Origin of the sequence: Micromonospora sp. DT231, assembly GCF_049847025.1 — a bacterium.
Classification (GTDB): Bacteria; Actinomycetota; Actinomycetes; order Mycobacteriales; family Micromonosporaceae; genus Micromonospora.
The window spans coordinates 35074-55795 of sequence record NZ_JBNCNO010000016.1; the positions used below are offsets into that span (position 1 = coordinate 35074).

Here is a 20722-nt window from a genome sequence, read left to right on the forward strand (position 1 = left end):
GCGTCAGCCCTCGCCGGAGCGCTGGGCCGGTCGCCGCGTGCTCGGGTAGCGGGCCGGACTGACGCCCAGGTGACGCCGGAAGTGGCGGGTCAGGTGCGCCTGGTCGAAGAAGCCGGCCGCGACGGCGACCGCGGCGGGCCGCTCCCCGGTGAGGAGCAGGCGGCGCGCCAGCTCGACCCGGCGACCGGTCAGGTACGAGTGGGGTGGCACCCCGTGCACGTGGGTGAACGTACGGACCAGGTGGGTCGGGTGGGCGTGCAGCAGCTCGGCGGCCTCCCCCAGCGTGACGCCCTCGACGGTCCGGGCGTCCAGCAGCTCCCGCAGTCGGGCCGCGAGGCCACCCGCGGGCGGTGCGAGACTGACCGGGGTACGCCGGTGGAGCTGCCCGCGCAGCCGGTCCAGGATGAGCGCGAGCCGACTCTCGGCCTCGAACTCGTCACCGGGTGCGGCGAGCACCCGGTGCAGATGGTCGATCCGGTCGCGCAGCTGCGGGTCGGCCAGGTCCGGCTCGTCGACCGCCCGACCGACCAGCTCGGCCCCGAGCGCCGAGGTGTCGAGGTACAGGACCCGCTTGCGGAAGCCGTTCGCGGTGGCGGAGCGGCCGTCGTGCGGCACGTACGGCGGCAGCAGGGTGACCGAGGTGCGCAGCGCGCCGTGCCGGTGTCGATCGAGGTCGAAGCGGACCGCGCCGTCGTCGACGATCAGCAGCGTCCACACGTCGTGGATGTGCCGGGGGTAGGCGTGGTCCACGAAATGGGCGTGGAAGACCTCGGCGACCCCGGCTACCGCGGGTCGCCACGCGCTGACGTGCGAGCCCGGCGGGCGGGTGGCCACGCTAAGAACGTACAAGACCGGTAGGTGTCGCGGCGGGCAGGCTCGACGCCATGAGCGAACCCATCCGATTCCCCACCAAGATCGCCGTGCTGCTGCGCGACGACCTGGCGAGCTGGCAGCGGCTCAACGTCACGGCCTTTCTGGTCAGTGGCATCGCGAACGCCGTGCCGGAGCTGCTCGGCGAGGAGTACCGCGACGCGGACGGCACCGCCTACCTGCCGATGTTCGGCCAGCCGGTGCTGGTCTTCGCCGGTGACCGGGCGACGCTTGTCGGCGCGCACTCGCGCGCCCTGGCCCGTGGGTTGCGGATGGCGGTCTTCACGTCGGAGTTGTTCGCCACCGGAAACGACCGGGACAACCGGGCCGCCGTGCAGGCCGTCGGCCGGGACAAGCTCGACCTGGTCGGCGTGGCGCTGCACGGCCCGCGCAATCTGGTGGACAAGGTGCTCAAGGGTGCGTCCATGCACCCTTAGGGCATCCGTGGCGACGAAGACATTGATATCGGTGCACACGACTGTAATGATTAACACACTTTACAGTTGACTTCGCCGCCCCGGAAGGACCCCACATGGCGCGACGACTGGCCGGGCTCGCGCCCCGCCGCCCCCGCATCAGACTGACCTCCGCGCTCACCGCGGCCCTGCTCGCCGTACCGATCGGCCTGCTGGTCGCCGTCGCGCCGGCCGCCGCGGCCGCGACGGGCGCCATCACCGGGTACGGCGGCACGTGCGTCGACGTGGCCGCCGCGAACCCGGCCAACGCCACGGCCGTCCAGCTCTACACCTGCAACGGCTCGACGGCGCAACAGTGGACGGTCGGCGACGACGGCACGATCCGGGCGCTGGGCAAGTGCCTGGACATCGCCGCCGCCAGCACCGCCAACGGCGCGCGGGTGCAGATCTACGACTGCAACGGCACCGGGGCACAGCAGTGGTCGTCCACCGCCGGGCAGGTGGTCAACCCCACCTCCGGCAAGTGCCTCGACGCGACCGGCCAGAGCGCCGCCGACGGCACCCCGCTGCAGATCTGGAGTTGCACGGGCGCCGCCAACCAGACCTGGACGCTGCCCACCGGCGGTGGCACCACGCCACCCCCGTCCGGTGGTTTCACGCACCCCGGCGTGCTGGTCAGCCGGGGTCAGCTCGACTTCGTCCGCGGTCGCGTGCAGGCCGGCGCGCAGCCGTGGGCGGCGGCCTACAACCAGATGATGGGCAGCCGGTACGCCTCCCTGTCGCGCACCCCGGCTCCCCGTTCGGTGGTCGAGTGCGGGTCCTACTCCAACCCGAACAACGGCTGCACCGACGAGCGCGAGGACGCGATCGCCGCGTACACCGACGCGCTCGCCTGGTACGTCACCGGAGACGTCAGGTACGCGCAGAAGTCGATCCAGCTCATGGACGCGTGGTCGGCGACGATCACCGCGCACACCGGCAGCAACGGCCCGTTGCAGACCGGCTGGGCCGCCTCGGTCTGGCCCCGGGCCGCCGAGATCCTCAGGTACACGTACCCGAGCTGGCCCAACGCCAACCGGTTCGCCACCATGCTGCGCACCGTCTACCTGCCGGTGGTACGCAACGGCTCGAACAGCAACGGCAACTGGGAGCTGACGATGATGGAGGCGGCCGTCGGCATCGCCGTCTTCCTGGACGACCGCAGCGCCTACGACGCCGCGGTCACCCGCTTCCTCAACCGCACCCGGGCCTTCGTCTACCTGCCCAGCGACGGCGCGCTGCCGTACACGGTGCCGGGCAGCGGCCTGGACACCAGCTCGGAGATCATCGGCTACTGGCAGGGTCAGTCCACATTCGTCGCCGGCCTCGCCCAGGAGACGTGCCGCGACTTCGTGCACACCGGGTACGGGATCTCCGCCATCTCGCACGTCGCGGAGACCTCCCGCATCCAGGGACGGGACCTCTACCCGCAGGTCGGTGAGCGGCTGCGGCAGGCGCTCGGCCTGCACTCGCGCTACCAGCTCGGCGAGGCGGCACCCTCCTGGCTCTGCGGTGGCAGCCTCACCCGGGGCCTCGGCCCGATCACCGAGGTCGGCTTCAACGCGATGAGCAACCGGCTGGGCAACGTCATGACCAACACGCAGACGCTCACGCTGCAACAACGTCCGGCCGGCACCAACAACCTGTTCGTCGCCTGGGAGACGCTCACCCACGCCAACAACCCCAACTGACCGGTTCGCCGTGGGCCGGCACCACGTCGCGGTGCCGGCCCACGGCGGTGCTCAGGTGTCGGCCCCCAGCGCCACCACCGGGCTGACCCGCGACGCCCGACGGGCCGGCAGCACCCCGGCCAGCGCGGTCAGCCCGACCAGCACCACGAACAGCCCGGCCAGCGGCAGCAGCGGCGCGGTCAGGGGCGCCTCGATCCCGAGGGCCTGCACCGCCAACCAGGCGTACGGGATGCCGAGCACCAGGCCGATCGTCGCCCCGATCACCCCGTACAGGCCGGACTCGACGGTCAGCATCGTGCGCAGGCCGGTCCGGGACAGGCCGATCGCGCGGAGCAGCCCGGACTCGCGGATCCGCTCCACCACCGACAGCGCGGTCGTGGAGCCCACGCCGACGACCGCGATCAACACGGTCAGGCCGACCAGGCCCACCGCGATCCAGACCAGGGTGCGCACCAGCGCGTCGTTGCGGTCCCGTTCGTCGGCGAGCACGGCGAGGCCCACCCCGTCGCTGCCACCGATGGCCTGGCGCAGCGCCCGCACGCCGGCCGTGCGGCCGTCCTCGCCGGCGCCGGCCGCGTCGGCCAGCAGACCCGTGTACGCGGCCGGCACGCCGATCCGGTCCAGGTCGGCCGAATCGGCGAGGATGCCAGCGTGCAGCGGGCCGTCGCCGGGCAGGATCGCGGCCACCCGCACCTCGACCCGGCCCGTGGCGACGGCGAGCGTGACGGTGTCGCCGGCCCGCAGACCCGCGTCCCGGGCGACCCAACTGTTGAGCACGATCCGGCCGGGGCCACGATCGGCCAGGGTGCCCTGGGCCACGTCCAGGTCACCGGTGCTCGGCAGCGCCGCCAGGTCCAGGTCGCTTGTCGGGTAACCGGACTCGACGTCGCCGAGCTTGTCGGCCCCGCGCAGCAGCGTGGCGTCGCCGACCATCCGGTACGGCACCACCCGGGCCAGCGCGCCGCGCGCCGCCTCGGCCCGGGTCACCACGTCCGGCGGCAGCGTCTGACCGTTGCCGGTCACCTCGAAGTCGGTCGGCGCCGAGAGCGCCATCTCGCGGTCGGCAAGGATCTGCAACGACGCGCCGCCGATGACCACCCCGGAGATCAGGGTCACGCCCAGCGCGACCACGACGGAGACCGCGGCCGCCCGGCGCGGCGCCCCGCCGATCCCACCGACCGACATCCGTCCGAGCGGCCCGAGCTGGCGCAGCGGCCAACCCACCACGGCCAGCACCGGGCGCACCAGCAGCGGACCGAGGGCCACCAGCGCGAAGAACGCGAACGTGCCGGACGCGACGAGCAGCAGCAGTGGCCTGGACGGGTCGTAGTTCTCCTGGTCCGGTTTCGGCAACTGGCTGATCGTGGCGACCGCCGTCAGGACCGCGCCGACGGCCAGGAGCAGCCCGAAGACCAGGCGCGGCACCTTGATGCCGCGCCGGCCGGCGGTGACGCTCGCCGTCCGCAGCGCCTCCAGCGGGGAGACCCGGGCGGCCGAGAGCGCCGGGGCCAGCACGGCCAGCACGGTGATCACCACAGCGCCGATCACCACCGCGACCGCCGCCGCCACGGGCAGGCCGGGCGAGGACACCTCGTGGCCGGTGGCGCGCAGGATCACCGGCAGCGCGTACCCGAGGGTGAGAGCGCTGGCGACCCCGACGACCCCGGCGACCAGGCCGGTCAGGGCGCCCTCGGCGGTCAACGCGCCGACCAGGGTGCCCCGACTCGCGCCGACGGCCCGCAGCAGCGCGAGCTGCCGCATCCGCTGGGCGAAGACGATGCGGAAGGTCGAGGTGACCACGAGCGCCGCCGCGGCGACGGCGATGGAGACGAACATGCCGACCAGGACGAAGAGTTTCCCGACCTGTTCTGCCGCCGCGTTGGCCTCGGCGTCGCGCACCTCGGCGCCGGAGCGGATCGGCTGGCCGGCGACGGCCGCGGTCACCCGTTGCCGGACGTCCTCCGTCGAGGTGCCGGGGGCCACGCGGACGTCGACACGCTCCACGGCCGTCAGGTGCGCCCAGCCGATCACGGCGCTCTCCGGGGCGTACGCGTCGTAGCCGGCGTCGGCGGCGACGTCCACCACACCGGTCACGGTGAGCGGGGCGGGCGTGGTGAGTTCGCCGCCCGTACCGCTGGTGGTGGTGCCGACCGAGAGCCCGAGCCGCTCGGCGGTACGCGGGGTGATCGCGATCTCGCCCGGTTGGTCCGGGTAGCGTCCCTCGGTCACCCGGACCGTGGTCAGCGGGCCGGTGCCCGGATCGGACTGGAGGTTGAGGTACCCCTCGCCGATCGAGACGCCGGTCGACACCCGGGGCACCGCCTCGGCCACCCCGGGCACGGCCCGGATCTTCCGCAGGTCCGTCACTGTGGGTGGCGGCAGGTCGACGCGGCCGATCACCAGGTCGGTGACGGCCGGGGTGCCGCTGAGGTTGTCCCGCACGGTCCGCTCGGTGATCTGCTGCACCAGCACGGTGCCGAAGACGACGAAGGAGGCGACCAGGATCGCCAGGCCGGTCAGGATCAGCCGGCCGGGCCGTCGGGCGGCGGCGGTCGTCTGTGTACGCAGCACCGTCGCCCTCATGCGCGGGCCGCCAGATCACGCAGCGCGTCGGTGACCGACACCTGGTCCGGCCTGTCGACCTCACCGGCGACCCGGCCGTCGGCGAGCAGCACCACCCGGTCGGCGTACGCGGCGGCGATCGGGTCGTGGGTGACCATGACGACGGTCTGGCCGAGGTCGCGTACCGAGTCGCGCAGGATGGTGAGCACCTCCGCGCCGGAGCGGGAGTCGAGGTTGCCGGTCGGCTCGTCGGCGAAGACCACCTCGGGCCGCGCCACGAGGGCACGGGCCAACGCGACCCGCTGCTGCTGGCCGCCGGAGAGTTCGCTGGGTCGGTGGTTGAGCCGGTCACCGAGGCCCAGCACCCGCACCAGGTGCGCGAGGAGTTCGGCGTCGGGCTGTCGGCCGGCGAGGTCCAGCGGCAGGGTGATGTTCTGTGCGGCGGTGAGCTGCGGCAGCAGGTTGAAGGACTGGAACACGAAGCCGATCCGCTCCCGGCGTACCCGGGTCAGCGTCCGGTCCGACTGGCCGGTCAGCTCCGTGCCGCCGAGCAGGACGCGGCCGGAGGTGGCGGTGTCGAGACCGGCGAGGCAGTGCATGAGGGTCGACTTGCCGGACCCGGACGAGCCCATGATGGCGGTGAACTCGGCCCGGCCGAAGCCGACCGAGACCCCGTCCAGGGCACGGACGGCGGTGTCGCCGCTGCCGTACACCTTCACCAGGTCGACCGCGGCGACCGCGGCGTGGCTGGTCTCCGGCGGGGCGTGGGTTGTCATTGTTCCTCCAGTGGCGTGCGATGTGGCCCGGAAAGCGTCGCCGCCACCGGCGGGTGGGCGCATCGGCCCGTGGCCGGGTATCGCCGGCCTCGGGTCTGTCTTTCGGCCGATCTGCGCGCGCCGCCCGCTGGCTACGCTGGGTCACCATGAGCACGCCGGATCTTCGACGTTTGTGGGTACGCCTGGCCCAGGCCGCCGGCCTGGTGGCCATGGGGCTGCTCGCCCTCTTCGACCTCCGGTTCGGCACGCCCGAGAGCATGGCCGCTCTGCTGCTCCTGCTGGTGCGGATGGGGCTGGCGGTGGCGACGGTGCCGCTCTGGCTGCCGGTGCACCGACTGGGTTCGCGGCTGCTGCCGCTGGCCGCGCTGGGGCTCGCCGGCGCCTCACTGGCCGTGACCGCGGCCGTCGTGTTCCTCTCCGGCAGCAGTTACCTGATCAGCGGCAGTTGGGGGCTCGCCGAGTCGGCCGGGCTGATCGGGGTGATCTTCGTGGTCACCCGCTGGGGCGCGCCCCGGCTCGCCCCGTGGGCGGCGGCGGCCGTCGGGCTGGCCGTCGCCGCGTTGCCACTGCGCGTCGGCACCGAGAACCTGTTGGTGATCTTCGGGCTGCTCCAGGTGCTCGCCGGTGCCGGCGCCGCCGGGGTGGGGCTCTACCTGCGGATCATCGCGGCCGGTCGGGATCGGGCGATCGCGCTGGTGCGGGCCGAGCAGCGCGCGGAGTTCGCCCGTGACCTGCACGACTTCATCGCCCACCACGTGACCGGCATCGTGGTGCAGGCGCAGGGGGCCCGGTTCGTCGCCGAGCAGGACCCGGGGCGGGTGATCGTCGCGCTGGAGCAGATCGAGCGGGCCGGCACGGAGACGATGGCCTCGATGCGCCGGATGGTGGGGATCCTGCGGAACCCGGACACCCCGCCGGACGCGCCGCTGGCCCCGCTGGCGGGCGTGGCCGAGTTGCCGCCGCTGCTGGCGGGCTTCAACGGCACGGCGAACGCCCCGGCCCGCCTGCACGTCGACGGCGACCTGGACGGGTTGCCGGTGGAGGTCTCGACCTCGGCGTACCGGGTGGTCATGGAAGGGCTGACGAACACCCGCCAGCACGCGCCGGACGCCCGATCCGTCGACGTCGCCGTGCGCCGTACCCAGGACTGGTTGCTGGTCCGGGTCGCCGACGACGGTGCGGCCGGGCGCATCGCGCCCGCCCGGGGGCACGGCTTCGGCCTGATCGGCCTGACCGAGCGGGTACGCGCCCTCGGCGGCACGATCACCGCCGGGCCCGGCGTCGCCGGCGGCTGGGTGCTCGACGCGGCGTTCCCGCTGCGGACGGCGGTGGGGCGATGATCCGGGTGTTGATCGCCGACGACCAGGCGATGGTCCGGACCGGCTTCGGCATGATCATCGGGGCTCAGCCGGACATGGAGGTGGTCGGCGAGGCCGCCGACGGGGTGGTCGCCGTGGAGTTGGCCCGGCGGCTGCGCCCGGACGTGGTGCTGCTGGACATCCGGATGCCCCGTCTCGACGGGCTCGAAGCACTGCGGCTGATCGCCGGGCCGGGCGTCGCCGACCCGATCCGGGTGGTCGTGGTGACGACCTTCGACCTCGACGAGTACGTGCACACCGCGCTCTCCAACGGCGCGTGCGGGTTCCTGCTCAAGGACTCCGGCCCGACGCTGCTGGTGGAGGCGGTCCGCGCGGCCGTGTCCGGTGACGCGCTGATCAGCCCCTCCATCACGGTACGGCTGTTGGAGCACCTCAGCTCGCCCGCCCCGGCGCGCGACGACGGCGGCCTGTCACCACGGGAACTCGACGTCGTGAAGCTCGTCGCCCGGGGCCTGACGAACGCCGAGATCGCCGCCGGGCTCTTCATCGCCGTCGGCACCGTCAAGACCCACCTGGCCAGCGTGCAGATGAAGCTCAAGGCCCGCAACCGGGTGGAGATCGCCGCGTGGGCCTGGGAACGCCGCCTCGTCGGCTGAGGGGACAGCGACGCGACCGCCACTGGCATACCATCGTCAGCAGTCGATGACTGGTCCGCTGCGGTCACCCGAAAGCGAGGCGATCATCTTGCGCGATCATGCGTGGCGCGGCGTCCGGTCCAGGGCCGCCGCACTGGCTGCCTGCGCGCTCACGGCGGCCTTGCTCGCCACCGGCGCCACCCCGGCGTACGCCGCCGCCGACACCGAACCCCCCACCACCCCCGGTCCGATCACCGTCACCGCCATCGACACCACCTGGGTCGAGCTGACCTGGGCTGCCTCGACCGACAACGTGGGGGTGGTCAGTTACCCGGTTTCCGCGCAGTTCGAGGACAACGGCAGGACCTGGTCGACCGACACCAACAGCATTCGGCTCACCGACCTGCAGCCGTCACGCACGTACACCTTCTTCGTGAGGGCGCTGGACGCGGCCGGCAACAGCTCACCGTCGACCGGGCCCCTGCGGTTCACCATGTCACCGGGGGACGACCAACCGCCGGGCGCGCCGGGTCAACCGGTGGCGTACGACGTGGCCGCCACGCAGGTCTGGCTCCGCTGGACACACTCGGTGGAGAACGGGGCGGTCGAGCGGTACCAGGTGTTCCGGGTCGGCGCTGGCGGCGCACTCACCTTCGTCCGCGACGTGTCCCAGTACCCGCCGGTCAACAGCACCCAGATCGGCGGGTTGACGCCGAACACCACGTACACCTTCGTGGTGCAGGCCCGCGACGAGGTTGGACTCCTGTCCCCACTGTCGGCACCGGTCACCGTCACCACCCTGCCACCACCGCCGAGCTGCGCGGTCCGGTCCGTCGAGCGGCAGTGGTCGGACGGCTTCGTGGCGCACCTCGCCGTCACGAACACCGGCACCACGGCGATCAAGGGGTGGACGATGACGTGGCGGTTCTGGGCCAGCCAGAAGGTCCACGGCATCTGGGGCGCGAAGGTCGTCGACCGTCCCAGCAACGGCCTCCTGCGGGTGGGTAACACCGGTCGCAACGCGGTGATCCCGCCGGGCGGCACGGTGTCGCTGGGGCTCGTCGCCAGCGGCACCCAACTGCCGCAGGAGATCACGCTCAACGGTGGCCTCTGCGTGGTGGCAGACGAATAACGCTCGGCTCCGGGGTCTGGCGCCAGTCGCGACATCTTGCGACGCTAGCGGTTGTGTATGACTACGACCTGTTGGTGCTGGGCTCCGGACCCAGCGGTCAGAAGGCCGCGATCGCTGCCGCCAAGCTCGGCAGGCGGGTCGGCATCGTCGACCGCCGCGACATGATCGGTGGGGTGTGCATCAACACCGGCACCGTCCCCTCCAAGACGCTGCGCGAGGCCGTCCTCTATCTGACCGGGCTGAGCCAGCGAGACCTCTACGGCAGCAACTACCGGGTCAAGGAGGAGATCACGGTCAGCGACCTGGCCGCCCGGACCCAGCACGTGATCAGCCGGCAGACCGACGTCATCCGCAACCAACTGGCCCGCAATCGGGTCGTGATGATCACCGGCACCGGCCGCTTCGCGGACGCGCACTCGATCTGGGTCGACGGCGGCTCCGGCCGCGAGTCGAAGGTGACCTTCGACAAGATCGTCATCGCGGCGGGCACCCGCCCGGCCCGCCCGGACAGCGTCGACTTCGACGACCGGACGATCGTGGACTCCGACGGCGTCATCAACCTCCAGGCCGTCCCGCGCAGCATGGTCGTGGTCGGCGCCGGTGTGATCGGCATGGAGTACGCGTCGATGTTCGCCGCGCTCGGCACCAAGGTGACAGTCGTGGAGCGCCGCGAGCGGATGCTCGACTTCTGCGACGACGAGGTGATCGAGTCGCTCAAATACCATCTGCGCGACCTGTCGGTGGCGTTCCGCTTCGGCGAGGAGGTCGCCGCCGTGGAGAAACACCAGACCGCCGCGCTGTGCATCCTCAAGAGCGGCAAGAAGATCGTCGCGGACACGGTCATGTACTCGGCCGGCCGGCAGGGTCAGACCGACGACCTGGCCCTGGAGGCCGCCGGGTTGGAGGCGGACCGCCGCGGCCGGATCAAGGTGGACGCCAACTACCGCACGGCGGTGGACCACATCTACGCCGTCGGCGACGTGATCGGCTTTCCCGCGCTCGCGTCCACCTCGATGGAACAGGGTCGACTGGCGGCCCAGCACGCCTGCGGCGAACCGATCCGGGAGATGCACGGCCTACAACCGATCGGCATCTACACCATTCCGGAGATCAGCTTCGTCGGGCAGACCGAGGCGCAGCTCACCGACGCCTCGACTCCGTTCGAGGTCGGCGTCGCGCGTTATCGCGAGCTGGCCCGCGGCCAGATCGTCGGTGACTCGTACGGCATGCTCAAGCTGCTCGTCTCCCCCGACGACGGCCGGCTGCTCGGCGTGCACGTGTTCGGCACCGCCGCCACCGAGATCGTCCACATCGGGCAGGCGGTGATGGGCTGCGGCGGCACGATCGACTACCTCATCGACGCCGTGTTCAACTATCCGACCCTGGCCGAGGCGTACAAGGTGGCCGCCCTGGACGCGTCCAACAAGATCCGCAACATCACCCGCATCGACGGCTGACCCCGTTCAGCCTGGCAACGGGGCATACTCCGCGACCAGATACGTTCGGTAGGTGATCACTGCGGGGACCGTCACGTTCAACCTGCCCGCCGTCGTGGTCAACACCTCCTCGTAGCCGAGCAGCACACCCGAGTCGGGGTCGATGATGACCGTGTACTGGGCGGGCAGCCCATGGGCGGCGGAGCTGATCGAGTACGCCTCACCGGCGCGGCCGGCCCGGTCGGTGACGGTCCCGGTCACGGTGATGCCCGGGAGGTCGGCCAGCAGCCGCAGCGTCGTGGCCCGCTGTGCCGGGTTCAGCAGCCGGACCCCGGCCAGGTGGGCGACGTCCTCCAGATACTGCACCGGCTCGCCGGGTGGGCTGCCCGCGTCCAGCCACTCCCGCAGCGTCGCGACGTCCGTCGGCACCGGGCCCGGCCAGCCCGGGGTGAACTCACCAGCGGCGTAGTCGGTCGTCTCCCGTGACGGGTCGACCCGGCCGCCCCGCCGCCGCCACTCCTCCCGGTCGGCATCGGAGCGGAAGACCGGCGGCAGTTCCCTCTTCACCGTCCGGCCGGCGTCGTCGTCGGTGCGCCACGACCGCCACTGCTGCGGTACGACGGCGGACGTCGTCCGGCCGCCGGAGATCGAGGAGTTGAGGAACCAGTTCGCCGACTCCAGGTGCTCCACCGTGCCCGCCGGCCTCGGTGGCGCCGGCTGTGCGGCCGCCACCTCGGCCAGGCGGCGCAGCCGGACGTCGGCCCGTTCCGTGGTCGACGCCGGGCCGTAGGTCAGCATCGCCGGGGTGACCGCCCACACCGGCTGCGGCTCCCGCACCGTCTCGAGCGTCACGACCCCGGCTGCCAACGCCAGCGCCGCCGCGCCGGCCGCCAGCACGAAGCGGCGTCGCGGGAGGGCACGACGACCGGTGGACGGCCCACGATCCGTGGCGAGGATTCGGGCGAGGTCCGCGGCCCGACGCCGCTCGTCGGCGGGATCAAGGTCGCGTGCCGGGTCGAGGTCGCCCAACAACCGGCGTACGTCATCGAGGGTCTTCATCTCACCCACCCACGTTCATCGTCGGCGTCTCGGCCGATGGTCGGCTCGCCCCGTCCGCGGTCACATCCAAGCGCGCCCGCAGCCGACGGCGGGCACGCATCAGCCGCATCGCGAACGTCGCTCTCGTGCACCCGAGCACCACCGCCGCCTCGGTCGGGGTCAGCCGCTCCCAGGCCACCAACCGCAGGATCTCCTGGTCCGCATCGGACACCTGGGCGAAGGCGGTCACGACGTCCCGCTGGCTGATCACCTCGTCGGCGTGGTCGTCCTCCACCGACCGGCCCGGCTCGGCCGCGACCCGCAGCGTCAACTCCCGCCACCTCTGTCGCCCCCTCGCCTCGTTGGCCAGCACCAGCCGGGCCACGCCGTAGAGCCACGGCAGCACCGCGGCGGGCGGCACGTCGGCCAGGCGACGCCACGCCACCAGGAACACCTCGGCGACCACGTCACCGACGTCGGACCCGATGACCCGACGCGCCACGTACCGCCGCACGTCGTCGTGATGACGCCTGTACAACTCGGTGAACCGCTCCTCCACCACGTCCACAGCACCCCCTATCGGGCTTATGTCCGGGACCAGCCAGGACATCACACCTGATCAGGGCGGCCGTGCGGGTTGGGCGCGACAAACGGCACGCGCACGTCATGGTCGCGATGTCGGTGCTGCCCGCTACCGTGCCGGCACTGTGGGGACCTGGAGGAGAGAGGCAGCGGTGGGCGCATCCGGATGGAGCTACCTCGTGGCGTACCAGCCAGACCTGGACAGCCCGACTTCGGTACGGTCGAGCCGGTGAGCGCCGCCGAGGCGCTGCGCGAGGCCGGCACCGAGCGGCTCACCCGCGAGCACCTGGACGCGATCAGGGGGCTGGCCTCGCAGGCGTGGTTCGGCCGCTGCGCGGTCCTGCACGACGAGCGGGGCAAGCCGGAGGAGATCTACTTCTGGGGATACTCCGGCGACTAGGACCTGTCCCCGACCTCCACCAGTTCCGCCAACTGGCTCCGGTAGTTCGGGCAGGTCGCGACGTCCTCGTGTGAGCAGTTCAGCCCGGCCTCCAACAGGTCGAGCGCCGACCGCAGGGCCGCCATCCTGACTCGCAGCGCGCCGTAGTTGCGGCGCAGCACGTCCTTGCGAACGGCGGGGTTTCCGGCGGCGAGGAACGCCCGGATGTCCGGCAGTGACAGGCCGGCCTGTTTCGCGCGCAGGATCGAGGCCACCCGGAACAGGTCGTCGCGGGTATAGCGGCGACGACCGCCGGTGACCCGGGCGGGGCAGAGCAGGCCCACCGACTCCCAGTGCCGCAGTACGTGCGCCGGCAGGCCAAAGTGGTCCGCCACCTCACCGATCGCCATCATGCTTGACTTCATGTCGACATTAAGTCGGAGCATGGCGGGCATGTCCAGTCTTCTCGCTGTCCTCGATGCCATCGAGAGCAAGCCCGCCGCCGTCGAACTGCGCGCCCGTTCCTACGAGTTGCTCGGCGACCTCACTGGCCGAACCGTCGTCGACGTCGGCTGTGGCAGTGGCCGCGCCGTCGCCGAGATGGCCGAGCGTGGAGCCCACGCGCTCGGTGTCGACCTCGATCCCGAGATGATCGCCGTGGCCCGTAGGCGTTGGCCGGCCGGCGCGTTCCAGGTCGGCGACGCCACCGAGCTGCCGCTGGAGACCGAGTCGGTCACCTACTACCGGGCGGACAAGGTGTTGCACGTGCTCGACGACCCGGCGCGAGCCGTGGCCGAGGCCCGGCGGGTGCTCACGCCGGGCGGCCGAGCCGTGCTGCTCGGCCAGGACTGGGACCTGATCGCCATCGACTCGAACGACTCGGCAACCACCCGTCGGCTGATCCACGAGAAGGCGGACTCGCTGCCGTCGCCACGCGTCGCCCGTCGGTATCGCAACCTGCTGCTCGACGCCGGGTTCACCGACCCGATCGTCGAGGTGCACACCGCTGTGTTCACCGACGACGCCGCGCTCGACGTGGTGAAGCGGATCACCGACGAAGAGGACTGGCTCGCCGAGCAGGGCGAGCGGGCCCACGCGAACCGGATTCTCGTCGTCGTGCCGATCTTCCTCGTCGCCGCCCAGGCTTGAGATCGGTGCTGTCCGCCCCGCCGCAGCACCCGGTGATCATGAGGTTAGCGTCATGACACGCCGCTCTGGGGGGCAATAACCTCATGATCAACGAGGGCTGGGGTGGGGCCGGTGCGGGGGGTGGGTGGGTGGCCCTCCGCACCGGCCGGTGTTTCCTCTAGCTGGCCGCGCAGGTGGGGCTCAGGCTGCCGGCGGTGCCGGTGCCCTGGAAACCGAACTCGGTGGCCTGCCCGGCGCCGACCTGGCCGTTGTAGGACACGTTCGTCCAGGTGGTCGTGCCGGTGTTACCGCTGGGGTTGGCGCTCCAGGAGTTGGTGACCGTCGCGCCGGACGGCAGGGTGGTCGTCACGGTCCAGCCGTTGAGAGCCGACGAGCCGGCTGTCACCCGGACGTTCGCCACGAAGCCGCCGGTCCACTGGTTCACCGTCACCGTCGCGGTGCAACCACCCTCCCCCGGCGGCGAAGTCGTGGGCGGTGCGGTGGTCGGTGGCGCCGTGGTGGGCGGTGCGGTGGTCGGCGGGACGCTCGTGGGCGGGGCCGTGGTGGGCGGCGGGGTGCCGTTGTTCAGCGCGGCGAGGACCGCGTCGTACGCCGCCTTCTTCGAGCCGTTGCTGTTGAACAACAACGGGGTCTGCGACGACCGCCACGAGTCGCTGTCACGGATGCCCCACACGGTGATGCCGTTGCAGCGGGCCACCGCCAGGCAGTCCTCCACCACACTGCGGTACGTGTTCGCCGGAGCGCCCTGGATGTCCAACTCGGTGATCTGCACGTCCACACCCAGCGCCGCGAAGCTCGACAGCGTGGTGCGGTAGTTGCTGGCGTACGGCGAGTCGTTGTTGAAGTGCGACTGGAAACCCACGCAGTCGATCGGCACGCCACGGGCCTTGAAGTCCCGCACCATGTTGTAGACGCCCTGCGTCTTGGCCCAGGTCCAGTTGTCGGTGTTGTAGTCGTTGTAGCAGAGCTTCGCGCCCGGATCCGCCGCGCGGGCCGCGCGGAACGCCGCCTCGATCCAGTCGTTGCCGGTGCGCTGCAGGTTCGAGTCCCGACGACCACCGGAGTTGCCGTCGGCGAACGCCTCGTTCACCACGTCCCAGGAATAGATCTGCCCCTTGAAGTGGGTCGCCACCTGTGTGATGTGGTTGAGCATCGCGTTGCGCAGCGCGGTGCCCTCCATGCTCTGCATCCACCCCGGCTGCTGGCCGTGCCACGCCAGGGTGTGGCCACGTACCTGCATCCCGTGGCTGCGGGCGTGGTTGACGATCTGCTCGGAATTGGCGTAACTGAACCGACCCTGCTGCGGCTCGGTGGCGTCGATCTTCATCTCGTTCTCGGGCGTCACCATGGTGAACTCACGGTTCAAGATCGTGGTGTACGCGTTCTCCGAGAGCTTGTACGCGGCAACCGCCGTCCCGAAGTAGCGGCCCTTCTCGGCGGCGGACGCGCCGAGCGTGGTCCCGGCGGAGGCGGGTGCCGTCACGACCAGCGCCATGCCGACCGCGAGGGCGCCCGCGCCGGTCGCCGCGACCACGGCTCTCGATGCCGCCTTCCATCTCGTGTTTCTCATCGTGCGACTCCTTGGGTGGTGGGGGTGGCAGGAACGGTCAGGACACCGAGCAGGTAGCCCCGTTGAGGGCGAACGACGAGGGTTTGCCGGTGCCGCCCGTGTGCGTGGCCTGGAAGCCGATCTCGACCGACGCGTTCGGGGCGATGGTGGCGTTGTAGGAGACGTTGCGGGCGGTCACCGCGCCGCTCGTCGGTGCGTACTGCGCGTTCCATCCACCTGTGATGACCTGCCCGCTGGGCAGCGTGAAGGCCAGCGCCCACCCGTTCACGGCGGCCGTGCCGGTGTTGGTGATGGCCACGCTCGCGGTGAGTCCGTTGTTCCACGCGTTGACCGTGTAGCCGACCCGGCAGGCGCCCGCGCTGGGCGGTGGCGTGGTCGGTGGCGGAGTCGTCGGGGGCGGGGTGGTCGGGGGTGGAGTCGTCGGCGGCGGGGTGGTCGGTGGTGGAGTCGTGGGCGGTGGCGTGGTCGGGGGCGGCGTGGTCGGCGTGGCGCCGTCCAGGCCGAAGAAGCGAATGACCTGCGCGGCGTCGACCGGCAGGTTGTGCGTGACGCCCTGCATGCTGATCGCCTCGACCGGCGCCGTCGTGCCGCTGCCACCGTACCGGGTGCGGGTGTGGCCGGACTGCGGCGAGTCGGTGTACGTCGGGGTCTGGCTCAACCCGTGCACGTTCGTCCACTGCTTGACCTGCTCGCCGAAGTTCGGGTAGCGCAGCGTCTCGTCGTTGGTGCCGTGCCAGATCTGCATGCGTGGCCGCTGGCCGGTGTAGCCCGGGTACGCCCCTCGAACCAGGTCTCCCCACTGCTGTGGGGTCTTGATGAGCTGTCCGTTCGCGCACTCGCTGTTCCACTCGGAGCTGCCCCCGGTGGCGAAGCAGCCGAACGGCACACCGGCGAAGGAGGCGCCCGCCGCGAACACGTCCGGGTAGTCACCCAGCATGACGTTCGTCATCATCGCTCCGGAGGAGGTGCCGGTGGCGAAGATCCGCGCCGGGTCGGCGGCGTAGCGCTGCCGCACGTAGTCGACCATCGCCATGAGCCCGACCGGGTCGCTGCCTCCGCCACGGCGAAGGGCCTGCGGTGAGGCCACGTCCCAGCACTTGCTGCTGCGGGTCACCGACGGGTAGATCACGATGAATCCGTAGCGGTCCGCGAGGGACGCGTACTGGGTGCCGGAGTGGAATGCCGGACCCGAGCCGGTGCAGTAGTGCAGGGCCAGCAGGATCCCCGGTCGGGTGGCCACCCGGTCCGGGACGTACAGGTGCATCTGGAGGTTTGTGGGGTTGGTGCCGAAGCCGGTCACCTGGGTCAGCGTCGCCGCCGACGCCGGGGCGGCGAAGGTCAGCGCGGCGGCGGCCATCGTCAGGGCCGCCATGGCGGCGCCGAGCAGCCGTGTCTTGAGTGTCATCGATCGCGATCCCTCGGGAGATAGGCGCGTGGAAGGGGACTGAAGTCGAGGACTGCCCTTCGCCCGACCCTTGACCGCGGCTCGCGTGACGAAGTCAGCTTCAATCGAGCACACTCGATTGTCAAGACTTCCGGAAACCTTTCGCTGCAACGGATTCCGGGCCCACCTGCACGACCGGGGACAGCGGTGGGCCCAGCCGCCGATGGCCGCTCGCGGGCTATTATCGGGATGTTCTCGAAACGTGCCGGACGTTCACATCCCTCCCGCCCCTCGGTGCGTGTCAGTTGACGACGCCGCTGGGCACGAAGGAGATCTCGTGAAGATTGTCGATGCCCGGGTCATCGTGACCTGTCCGGGCCGCAATTTCGTCACTCTCAAGATCGTCACCGACGAGGGGGTGACCGGGGTCGGGGACGCCACCCTCAACGGCCGGGAGCTGGCCGTCGCGTCGTACCTGCGTGACCACGTGGCGCCCCTGCTGATCGGCCGGGATCCGGCCCGCATCGAGGACACCTGGCAGTACCTGTACCAGGGGGCGTACTGGCGACGCGGACCGGTCACGATGAGCGCCATCGCCGCCGTGGACACGGCGCTGTGGGATATCAAGGGCAAGGTCGCCGGCCTGCCGGTCTACCAACTGCTCGGCGGTCGCTCCCGCGAGGGCGTCACCGTGTACGGCCACGCCAACGGCGAGACCGTCGAGGAGGTGCTGGTCGAGGTCGCCCGCTACGTCGACCTCGGCTACCGGGCGGTCCGGGTGCAGTGCGGGGTGCCTGGCCTGCCCAAGACGTACGGGGTCAGCACCGACAAGTTCTTCTACGAGCCGGCGGACGCGGCGTTGCCCAGCGAGGCGACCTGGTCGACCCCGCGTTACCTGGCGCACGTGCCGAAGGTGTTCGCCCAGGTACGCGACGAGTTCGGCCCGACCCTGCGGCTCCTGCACGACGTGCACCACCGGCTCACCCCGATCGAGGCGGCCCGGCTCGGCCGCAGCCTGGAGCCCTACGCGCTGACCTGGATGGAGGACCCGGTCCCCGCCGACCTCCAGGAGGGCTTCCGGCTGATCCGGCAGCACACCACCACCCCGATCGCCGTCGGGGAGGTGTTCAACAGCATCTTCGACGCGGCCCAGCTCATCCGGGAACAGCTCATCGACTACATCCGGGCCACAGTGGTGCACGCCGGCGGGATCACCCACCTACGCCGCATCTTCGACCTCGCGGCGTTGCACCACGTCCGCAGCGGATCGCACGGCGCCACCGACCTCTCCCCCGTCTGCATGGCCGCCGCCTTGCAGCTCGACATCTCCATCCCCAACTTCGGCCTCCAGGAATACATGCGGCACACCGAGCAGACCGACGAGGTGTTCCCGCACGGCTACCACTTCGCCGACGGCTACCTGCACCCGGCCGAGACGCCCGGGCTCGGCGTGGACATCGACGAGGAGGCGGCGGCCCGTTACCCGTACTCGCCGGCGTACCTGCCGGTGAACCGGCTGGAGGACGGCACGGTCCACCCCTGGTGACCGCGACACCGCCGCCCGGCCGGTTCAGTAGATGCGCCGCCCCCGCTCGTCCGGCACCCCGGACTTGCGGAAGAAGTACGTGTTGATCTGGTCGCGCCACTCGGTGGCGGACCGCACCTGCTCGTCGAGCAGGTCGGCCACCCGCTCGTACACGGCCGGGTCGATCATCCCGTTCAGCGTCTGCCACCGCCGGCGCATCGCCGCCACCTCCTCGACACCGGCGAAGTGCGTGTCGTAGATGTGCTGGATGACTGTCGCGCCGCTGTGCAGCACGTGCTGGTACGGCACATGGTGGAAGAAGAGCAGCAGCTCGTCGGGGCAACTCTCCGGCGTCTCGTAGACCTCGGCCCAGTACGACGGGTACTGGCCGGCGAAGCCGGTGCCCGACGCGCGGCTGCGGTCCACGCCCACGCCGTCGCGGTCGGCGAAGTGGTAGGTGCCCCACCGCGAGTACTCGTACCCGTCGACGCCGGGGCCGTAGTGGCCGTCGGGGTTGACCATGAAGCCAACGCCCAACGGGGCGGTGTACCGCTCGTAGGTACGCCACGACTCGTCCATGATCTCGTGCAGCGTCCGCCGAACCAGGTCCGGGTCCGCGGTCGCCGACGGTGGGAAGGTGAGCGTCATCCACTCGTCGAGGACCGCCGTCGGGTCCAGCGCCGGGTTCCAGGCGAGCCGCCCGAACGAGTACAGGTTGGCCTGCGCCAACGGGTGCCCGGTCCAGAACCTGTCGTCGCCGGTGTTGGCGACCGCGACGAGGCCACCGCCGGCGCCCGCCGCCCCCGCCACCACGTCGGCCACCGAACGTCCGCCCGGCCCCCAGGGCGTGAACCGCAGCACCTCACTCCACAGCGGACCGAGGTGGCAGACGTGCCGCTGCTGGCCCGTGTATTCCTGCGTGACCTGCAACTCGACGGCCAGCCGGGTGGCGGGCATCGCGGCGATCACCGGGGAGACCGGCTCCCGGGGTTGGAAGTCCACCGGGCCGTACTTCACCTGCAGGACCACGTTGGTGCGGAACCGCCCGTCGAGTGGGGCGAAGTGGTCGTACGCGGCGCGGGCCCGGTCGGTCGAGCGGTCCCGCCAGTCCTGGTGGTGGTTGTAGACGAACGCCCGCCAGTGCACCACTCCCCCGCGCGGGGCGAGCGCGTCGGCCAGCAGGTTCGCCCCGTCGGCGTGGTCGCGCCCGTAGCTGAACGGGCCGGGCTGCCCCTCCGAGTCGGCCTTCACCACATAGCCGCCGAAGTCGGGAATGCGGTCGTAGACGTCGCGGGTGGTCTCCGCCCACCAGGCCCGCACCTCCTCGTCGAGCGGGTCGGCCGTCGGCAGGCCGCCGAGGACCAGCGGCGCGGCGAAGGTGACCGAGAGGTGCACCCGGATGCCGTACGGGCGCAGCACGTCGGCGATCTCGGCCACGTCGCCGAGCCGCTCGGTGAGCAGGAGCGCCTCGGTTCGGGCGACGTTGACGTTGTTCACCGAGATGGCGTTGACGCCGCTCGCGGCCAGCAGTCGTCCGTACTCGCGGATCCGCTCGAGGTCGCCGCGCGTCCGGCCGTCCTGCCAGAAGATGGAACCGCCCGCGTACCCCCGTTCGACCTGGCCCATCACCGGGTGCACGGCCACGTTGTCCCAGTGGTTGAGCATCCGCCGGCGCAGCGCGGGCCGGTGCCGCTCGGGCGGGCGGGTCGGCTCGAAGGCCGCCGCGCAGAGCCGGACCACGTGGAAGAGCCCGTACAGCAGGCCGGCGGGCGCGTCGGCCAGCACCACGGTCACCGGACCGGCGTGGGTCAGCAGGAAGCCCTCCTTGCCGAGCGTCCCGTCGCCGACCTCGTCACCTGCCGCCTCCACCGCCGGGCCGGGCAGCTCGCCCGCGCCACGCACGGCGAGCACCAGGTCAACGTCGACGTCCCAGGAGGGGTTGTGCCACACCCGCCCGCCGTAGCGGGCGCAGGCCCGCGACACCTCGTCGAGCACGGTGTCGACGAGCAACCCGTCACCGTGGACGAGAACGCGGCGCGCGCCGAGGGTCCGAAACGCCTCGGGCGGCAGCCAGGCCGGATGTACGCGCGGCTCGTCCGTGCCCAGCGGCTCCTCGACGAACATCAGTTGCTCCAGATCCACCCACTCTTCGGCGTTCATCAATCCTCCCCTAGCACGAGGACACCGTACGCCTGCTTGCACACGTCCGGTTGTCGTCG

General features: G+C 71.5%; 18 protein-coding genes. 9 read left to right on the plus strand and 9 right to left on the minus strand.

What is annotated here, in order from left to right; translation table 11 throughout:
• Positions 1–3 precede the first annotated feature (3 nt).
• Positions 4–834: an AraC family transcriptional regulator gene (locus ACPXBU_RS30155; protein ID WP_393371447.1), complete on the minus strand. Its 831-nt coding sequence runs from the start codon at positions 832–834 to the stop codon at positions 4–6.
• 50 nt (positions 835–884) lie between these two features.
• Here ACPXBU_RS30155 and ACPXBU_RS30160 point away from each other — a divergent pair, with 50 nt between their 5' ends.
• Positions 885–1307 carry a DUF2000 family protein gene (locus tag ACPXBU_RS30160; RefSeq protein ID WP_425760786.1) on the plus strand — a complete coding sequence of 141 codons (423 nt, stop codon included), beginning with the start codon at positions 885–887 and terminating at the stop codon, positions 1305–1307.
• Between the two features lie 95 nt (positions 1308–1402).
• Positions 1403–3016, plus strand: a complete 1614-nt coding sequence (locus ACPXBU_RS30165) for a ricin-type beta-trefoil lectin domain protein (protein WP_425760787.1) — start codon at positions 1403–1405, stop codon at positions 3014–3016.
• Positions 3017–3067: 51 nt separating this feature from the next.
• Here the strand turns inward: ACPXBU_RS30165 and ACPXBU_RS30170 are convergent, their stop codons facing one another.
• Complete coding sequence (locus ACPXBU_RS30170; protein WP_425760788.1) at positions 3068–5587, minus strand: FtsX-like permease family protein; 2520 nt, start codon at positions 5585–5587, stop codon at positions 3068–3070.
• Positions 5588–5595: 8 nt separating this feature from the next.
• Positions 5596–6354, minus strand: coding sequence for an ABC transporter ATP-binding protein (locus ACPXBU_RS30175; protein WP_425760789.1), 759 nt, complete (start codon positions 6352–6354; stop codon positions 5596–5598).
• 146 nt (positions 6355–6500) lie between these two features.
• Here ACPXBU_RS30175 and ACPXBU_RS30180 point away from each other — a divergent pair, with 146 nt between their 5' ends.
• The 4 genes from ACPXBU_RS30180 to sthA all read left to right on the plus strand — a co-directional run bounded on the left by ACPXBU_RS30180 (position 6501) and on the right by sthA (position 10897).
• The gene (locus ACPXBU_RS30180) at positions 6501–7694 is read left to right on the plus strand and encodes a sensor histidine kinase (RefSeq protein WP_425760790.1); all 1194 of its coding nucleotides are present in this window, start codon (positions 6501–6503) and stop codon (positions 7692–7694) included.
• A complete protein-coding gene (locus ACPXBU_RS30185; RefSeq protein WP_425760791.1) occupies positions 7691–8329 on the plus strand; it encodes a response regulator in 639 nt (212 codons plus the stop codon). Before ACPXBU_RS30180 ends, ACPXBU_RS30185 begins: the two co-directional genes overlap by 4 nt.
• A gap of 88 nt (positions 8330–8417) precedes the next feature.
• Complete coding sequence (locus ACPXBU_RS30190) at positions 8418–9440, plus strand: fibronectin type III domain-containing protein (protein WP_425760792.1); 1023 nt, start codon at positions 8418–8420, stop codon at positions 9438–9440.
• 53 nt (positions 9441–9493) lie between these two features.
• The gene (gene sthA / locus ACPXBU_RS30195) at positions 9494–10897 is read left to right on the plus strand and encodes a Si-specific NAD(P)(+) transhydrogenase (protein ID WP_393371468.1); all 1404 of its coding nucleotides are present in this window, start codon (positions 9494–9496) and stop codon (positions 10895–10897) included.
• A gap of 6 nt (positions 10898–10903) precedes the next feature.
• Here the strand turns inward: sthA and ACPXBU_RS30200 are convergent, their stop codons facing one another.
• Together ACPXBU_RS30200 and ACPXBU_RS30205 are read right to left on the minus strand one after the other, a co-directional pair.
• Positions 10904–11935 (minus strand): CU044_5270 family protein, encoded by a 1032-nt coding sequence (locus ACPXBU_RS30200; RefSeq protein ID WP_425760793.1) that lies wholly within the window; start codon positions 11933–11935, stop codon positions 10904–10906.
• 1 nt (position 11936) lies between these two features.
• On the minus strand, positions 11937–12482 hold the full coding sequence (locus ACPXBU_RS30205; RefSeq protein ID WP_393371474.1) for an RNA polymerase sigma factor: 546 nt from the start codon (positions 12480–12482) through the stop codon (positions 11937–11939).
• Positions 12483–12725: 243 nt separating this feature from the next.
• Between ACPXBU_RS30205 and ACPXBU_RS30210 the strand changes: the two genes are divergently transcribed.
• Positions 12726–12896, plus strand: coding sequence for a hypothetical protein (locus ACPXBU_RS30210; protein ID WP_425760794.1), 171 nt, complete (start codon positions 12726–12728; stop codon positions 12894–12896).
• Here the strand turns inward: ACPXBU_RS30210 and ACPXBU_RS30215 are convergent.
• Complete coding sequence (locus ACPXBU_RS30215; protein WP_425760795.1) at positions 12893–13300, minus strand: MerR family transcriptional regulator; 408 nt, start codon at positions 13298–13300, stop codon at positions 12893–12895. The genes ACPXBU_RS30210 and ACPXBU_RS30215 overlap by 4 nt on opposite strands.
• A gap of 28 nt (positions 13301–13328) precedes the next feature.
• Between ACPXBU_RS30215 and ACPXBU_RS30220 the strand changes: the two genes are divergently transcribed.
• On the plus strand, positions 13329–14024 hold the full coding sequence (locus ACPXBU_RS30220) for a methyltransferase domain-containing protein (RefSeq protein WP_425760796.1): 696 nt from the start codon (positions 13329–13331) through the stop codon (positions 14022–14024).
• 157 nt (positions 14025–14181) lie between these two features.
• Here the strand turns inward: ACPXBU_RS30220 and ACPXBU_RS30225 are convergent, their stop codons facing one another.
• Positions 14182–15594 (minus strand): endo-1,4-beta-xylanase, encoded by a 1413-nt coding sequence (locus tag ACPXBU_RS30225; RefSeq protein WP_425760797.1) that lies wholly within the window; start codon positions 15592–15594, stop codon positions 14182–14184.
• A gap of 37 nt (positions 15595–15631) precedes the next feature.
• A complete protein-coding gene (locus ACPXBU_RS30230) occupies positions 15632–16999 on the minus strand; it encodes an extracellular catalytic domain type 1 short-chain-length polyhydroxyalkanoate depolymerase (protein WP_393371485.1) in 1368 nt (455 codons plus the stop codon).
• A 316-nt stretch (positions 17000–17315) separates the two neighbouring features.
• On the opposite strand from ACPXBU_RS30230, the gene manD reads away from it, so the two are divergent.
• Positions 17316–18524, plus strand: coding sequence for a D-mannonate dehydratase ManD (manD, locus tag ACPXBU_RS30235; protein ID WP_425760798.1), 1209 nt, complete (start codon positions 17316–17318; stop codon positions 18522–18524).
• A gap of 24 nt (positions 18525–18548) precedes the next feature.
• On the opposite strand, the gene ACPXBU_RS30240 is transcribed toward manD, so the two are convergent.
• Positions 18549–20663 carry an alpha-glucuronidase gene (locus ACPXBU_RS30240; RefSeq protein ID WP_425760799.1) on the minus strand — a complete coding sequence of 705 codons (2115 nt, stop codon included), beginning with the start codon at positions 20661–20663 and terminating at the stop codon, positions 18549–18551.
• Between the last annotated feature and the right edge of the window lie 59 nt (positions 20664–20722).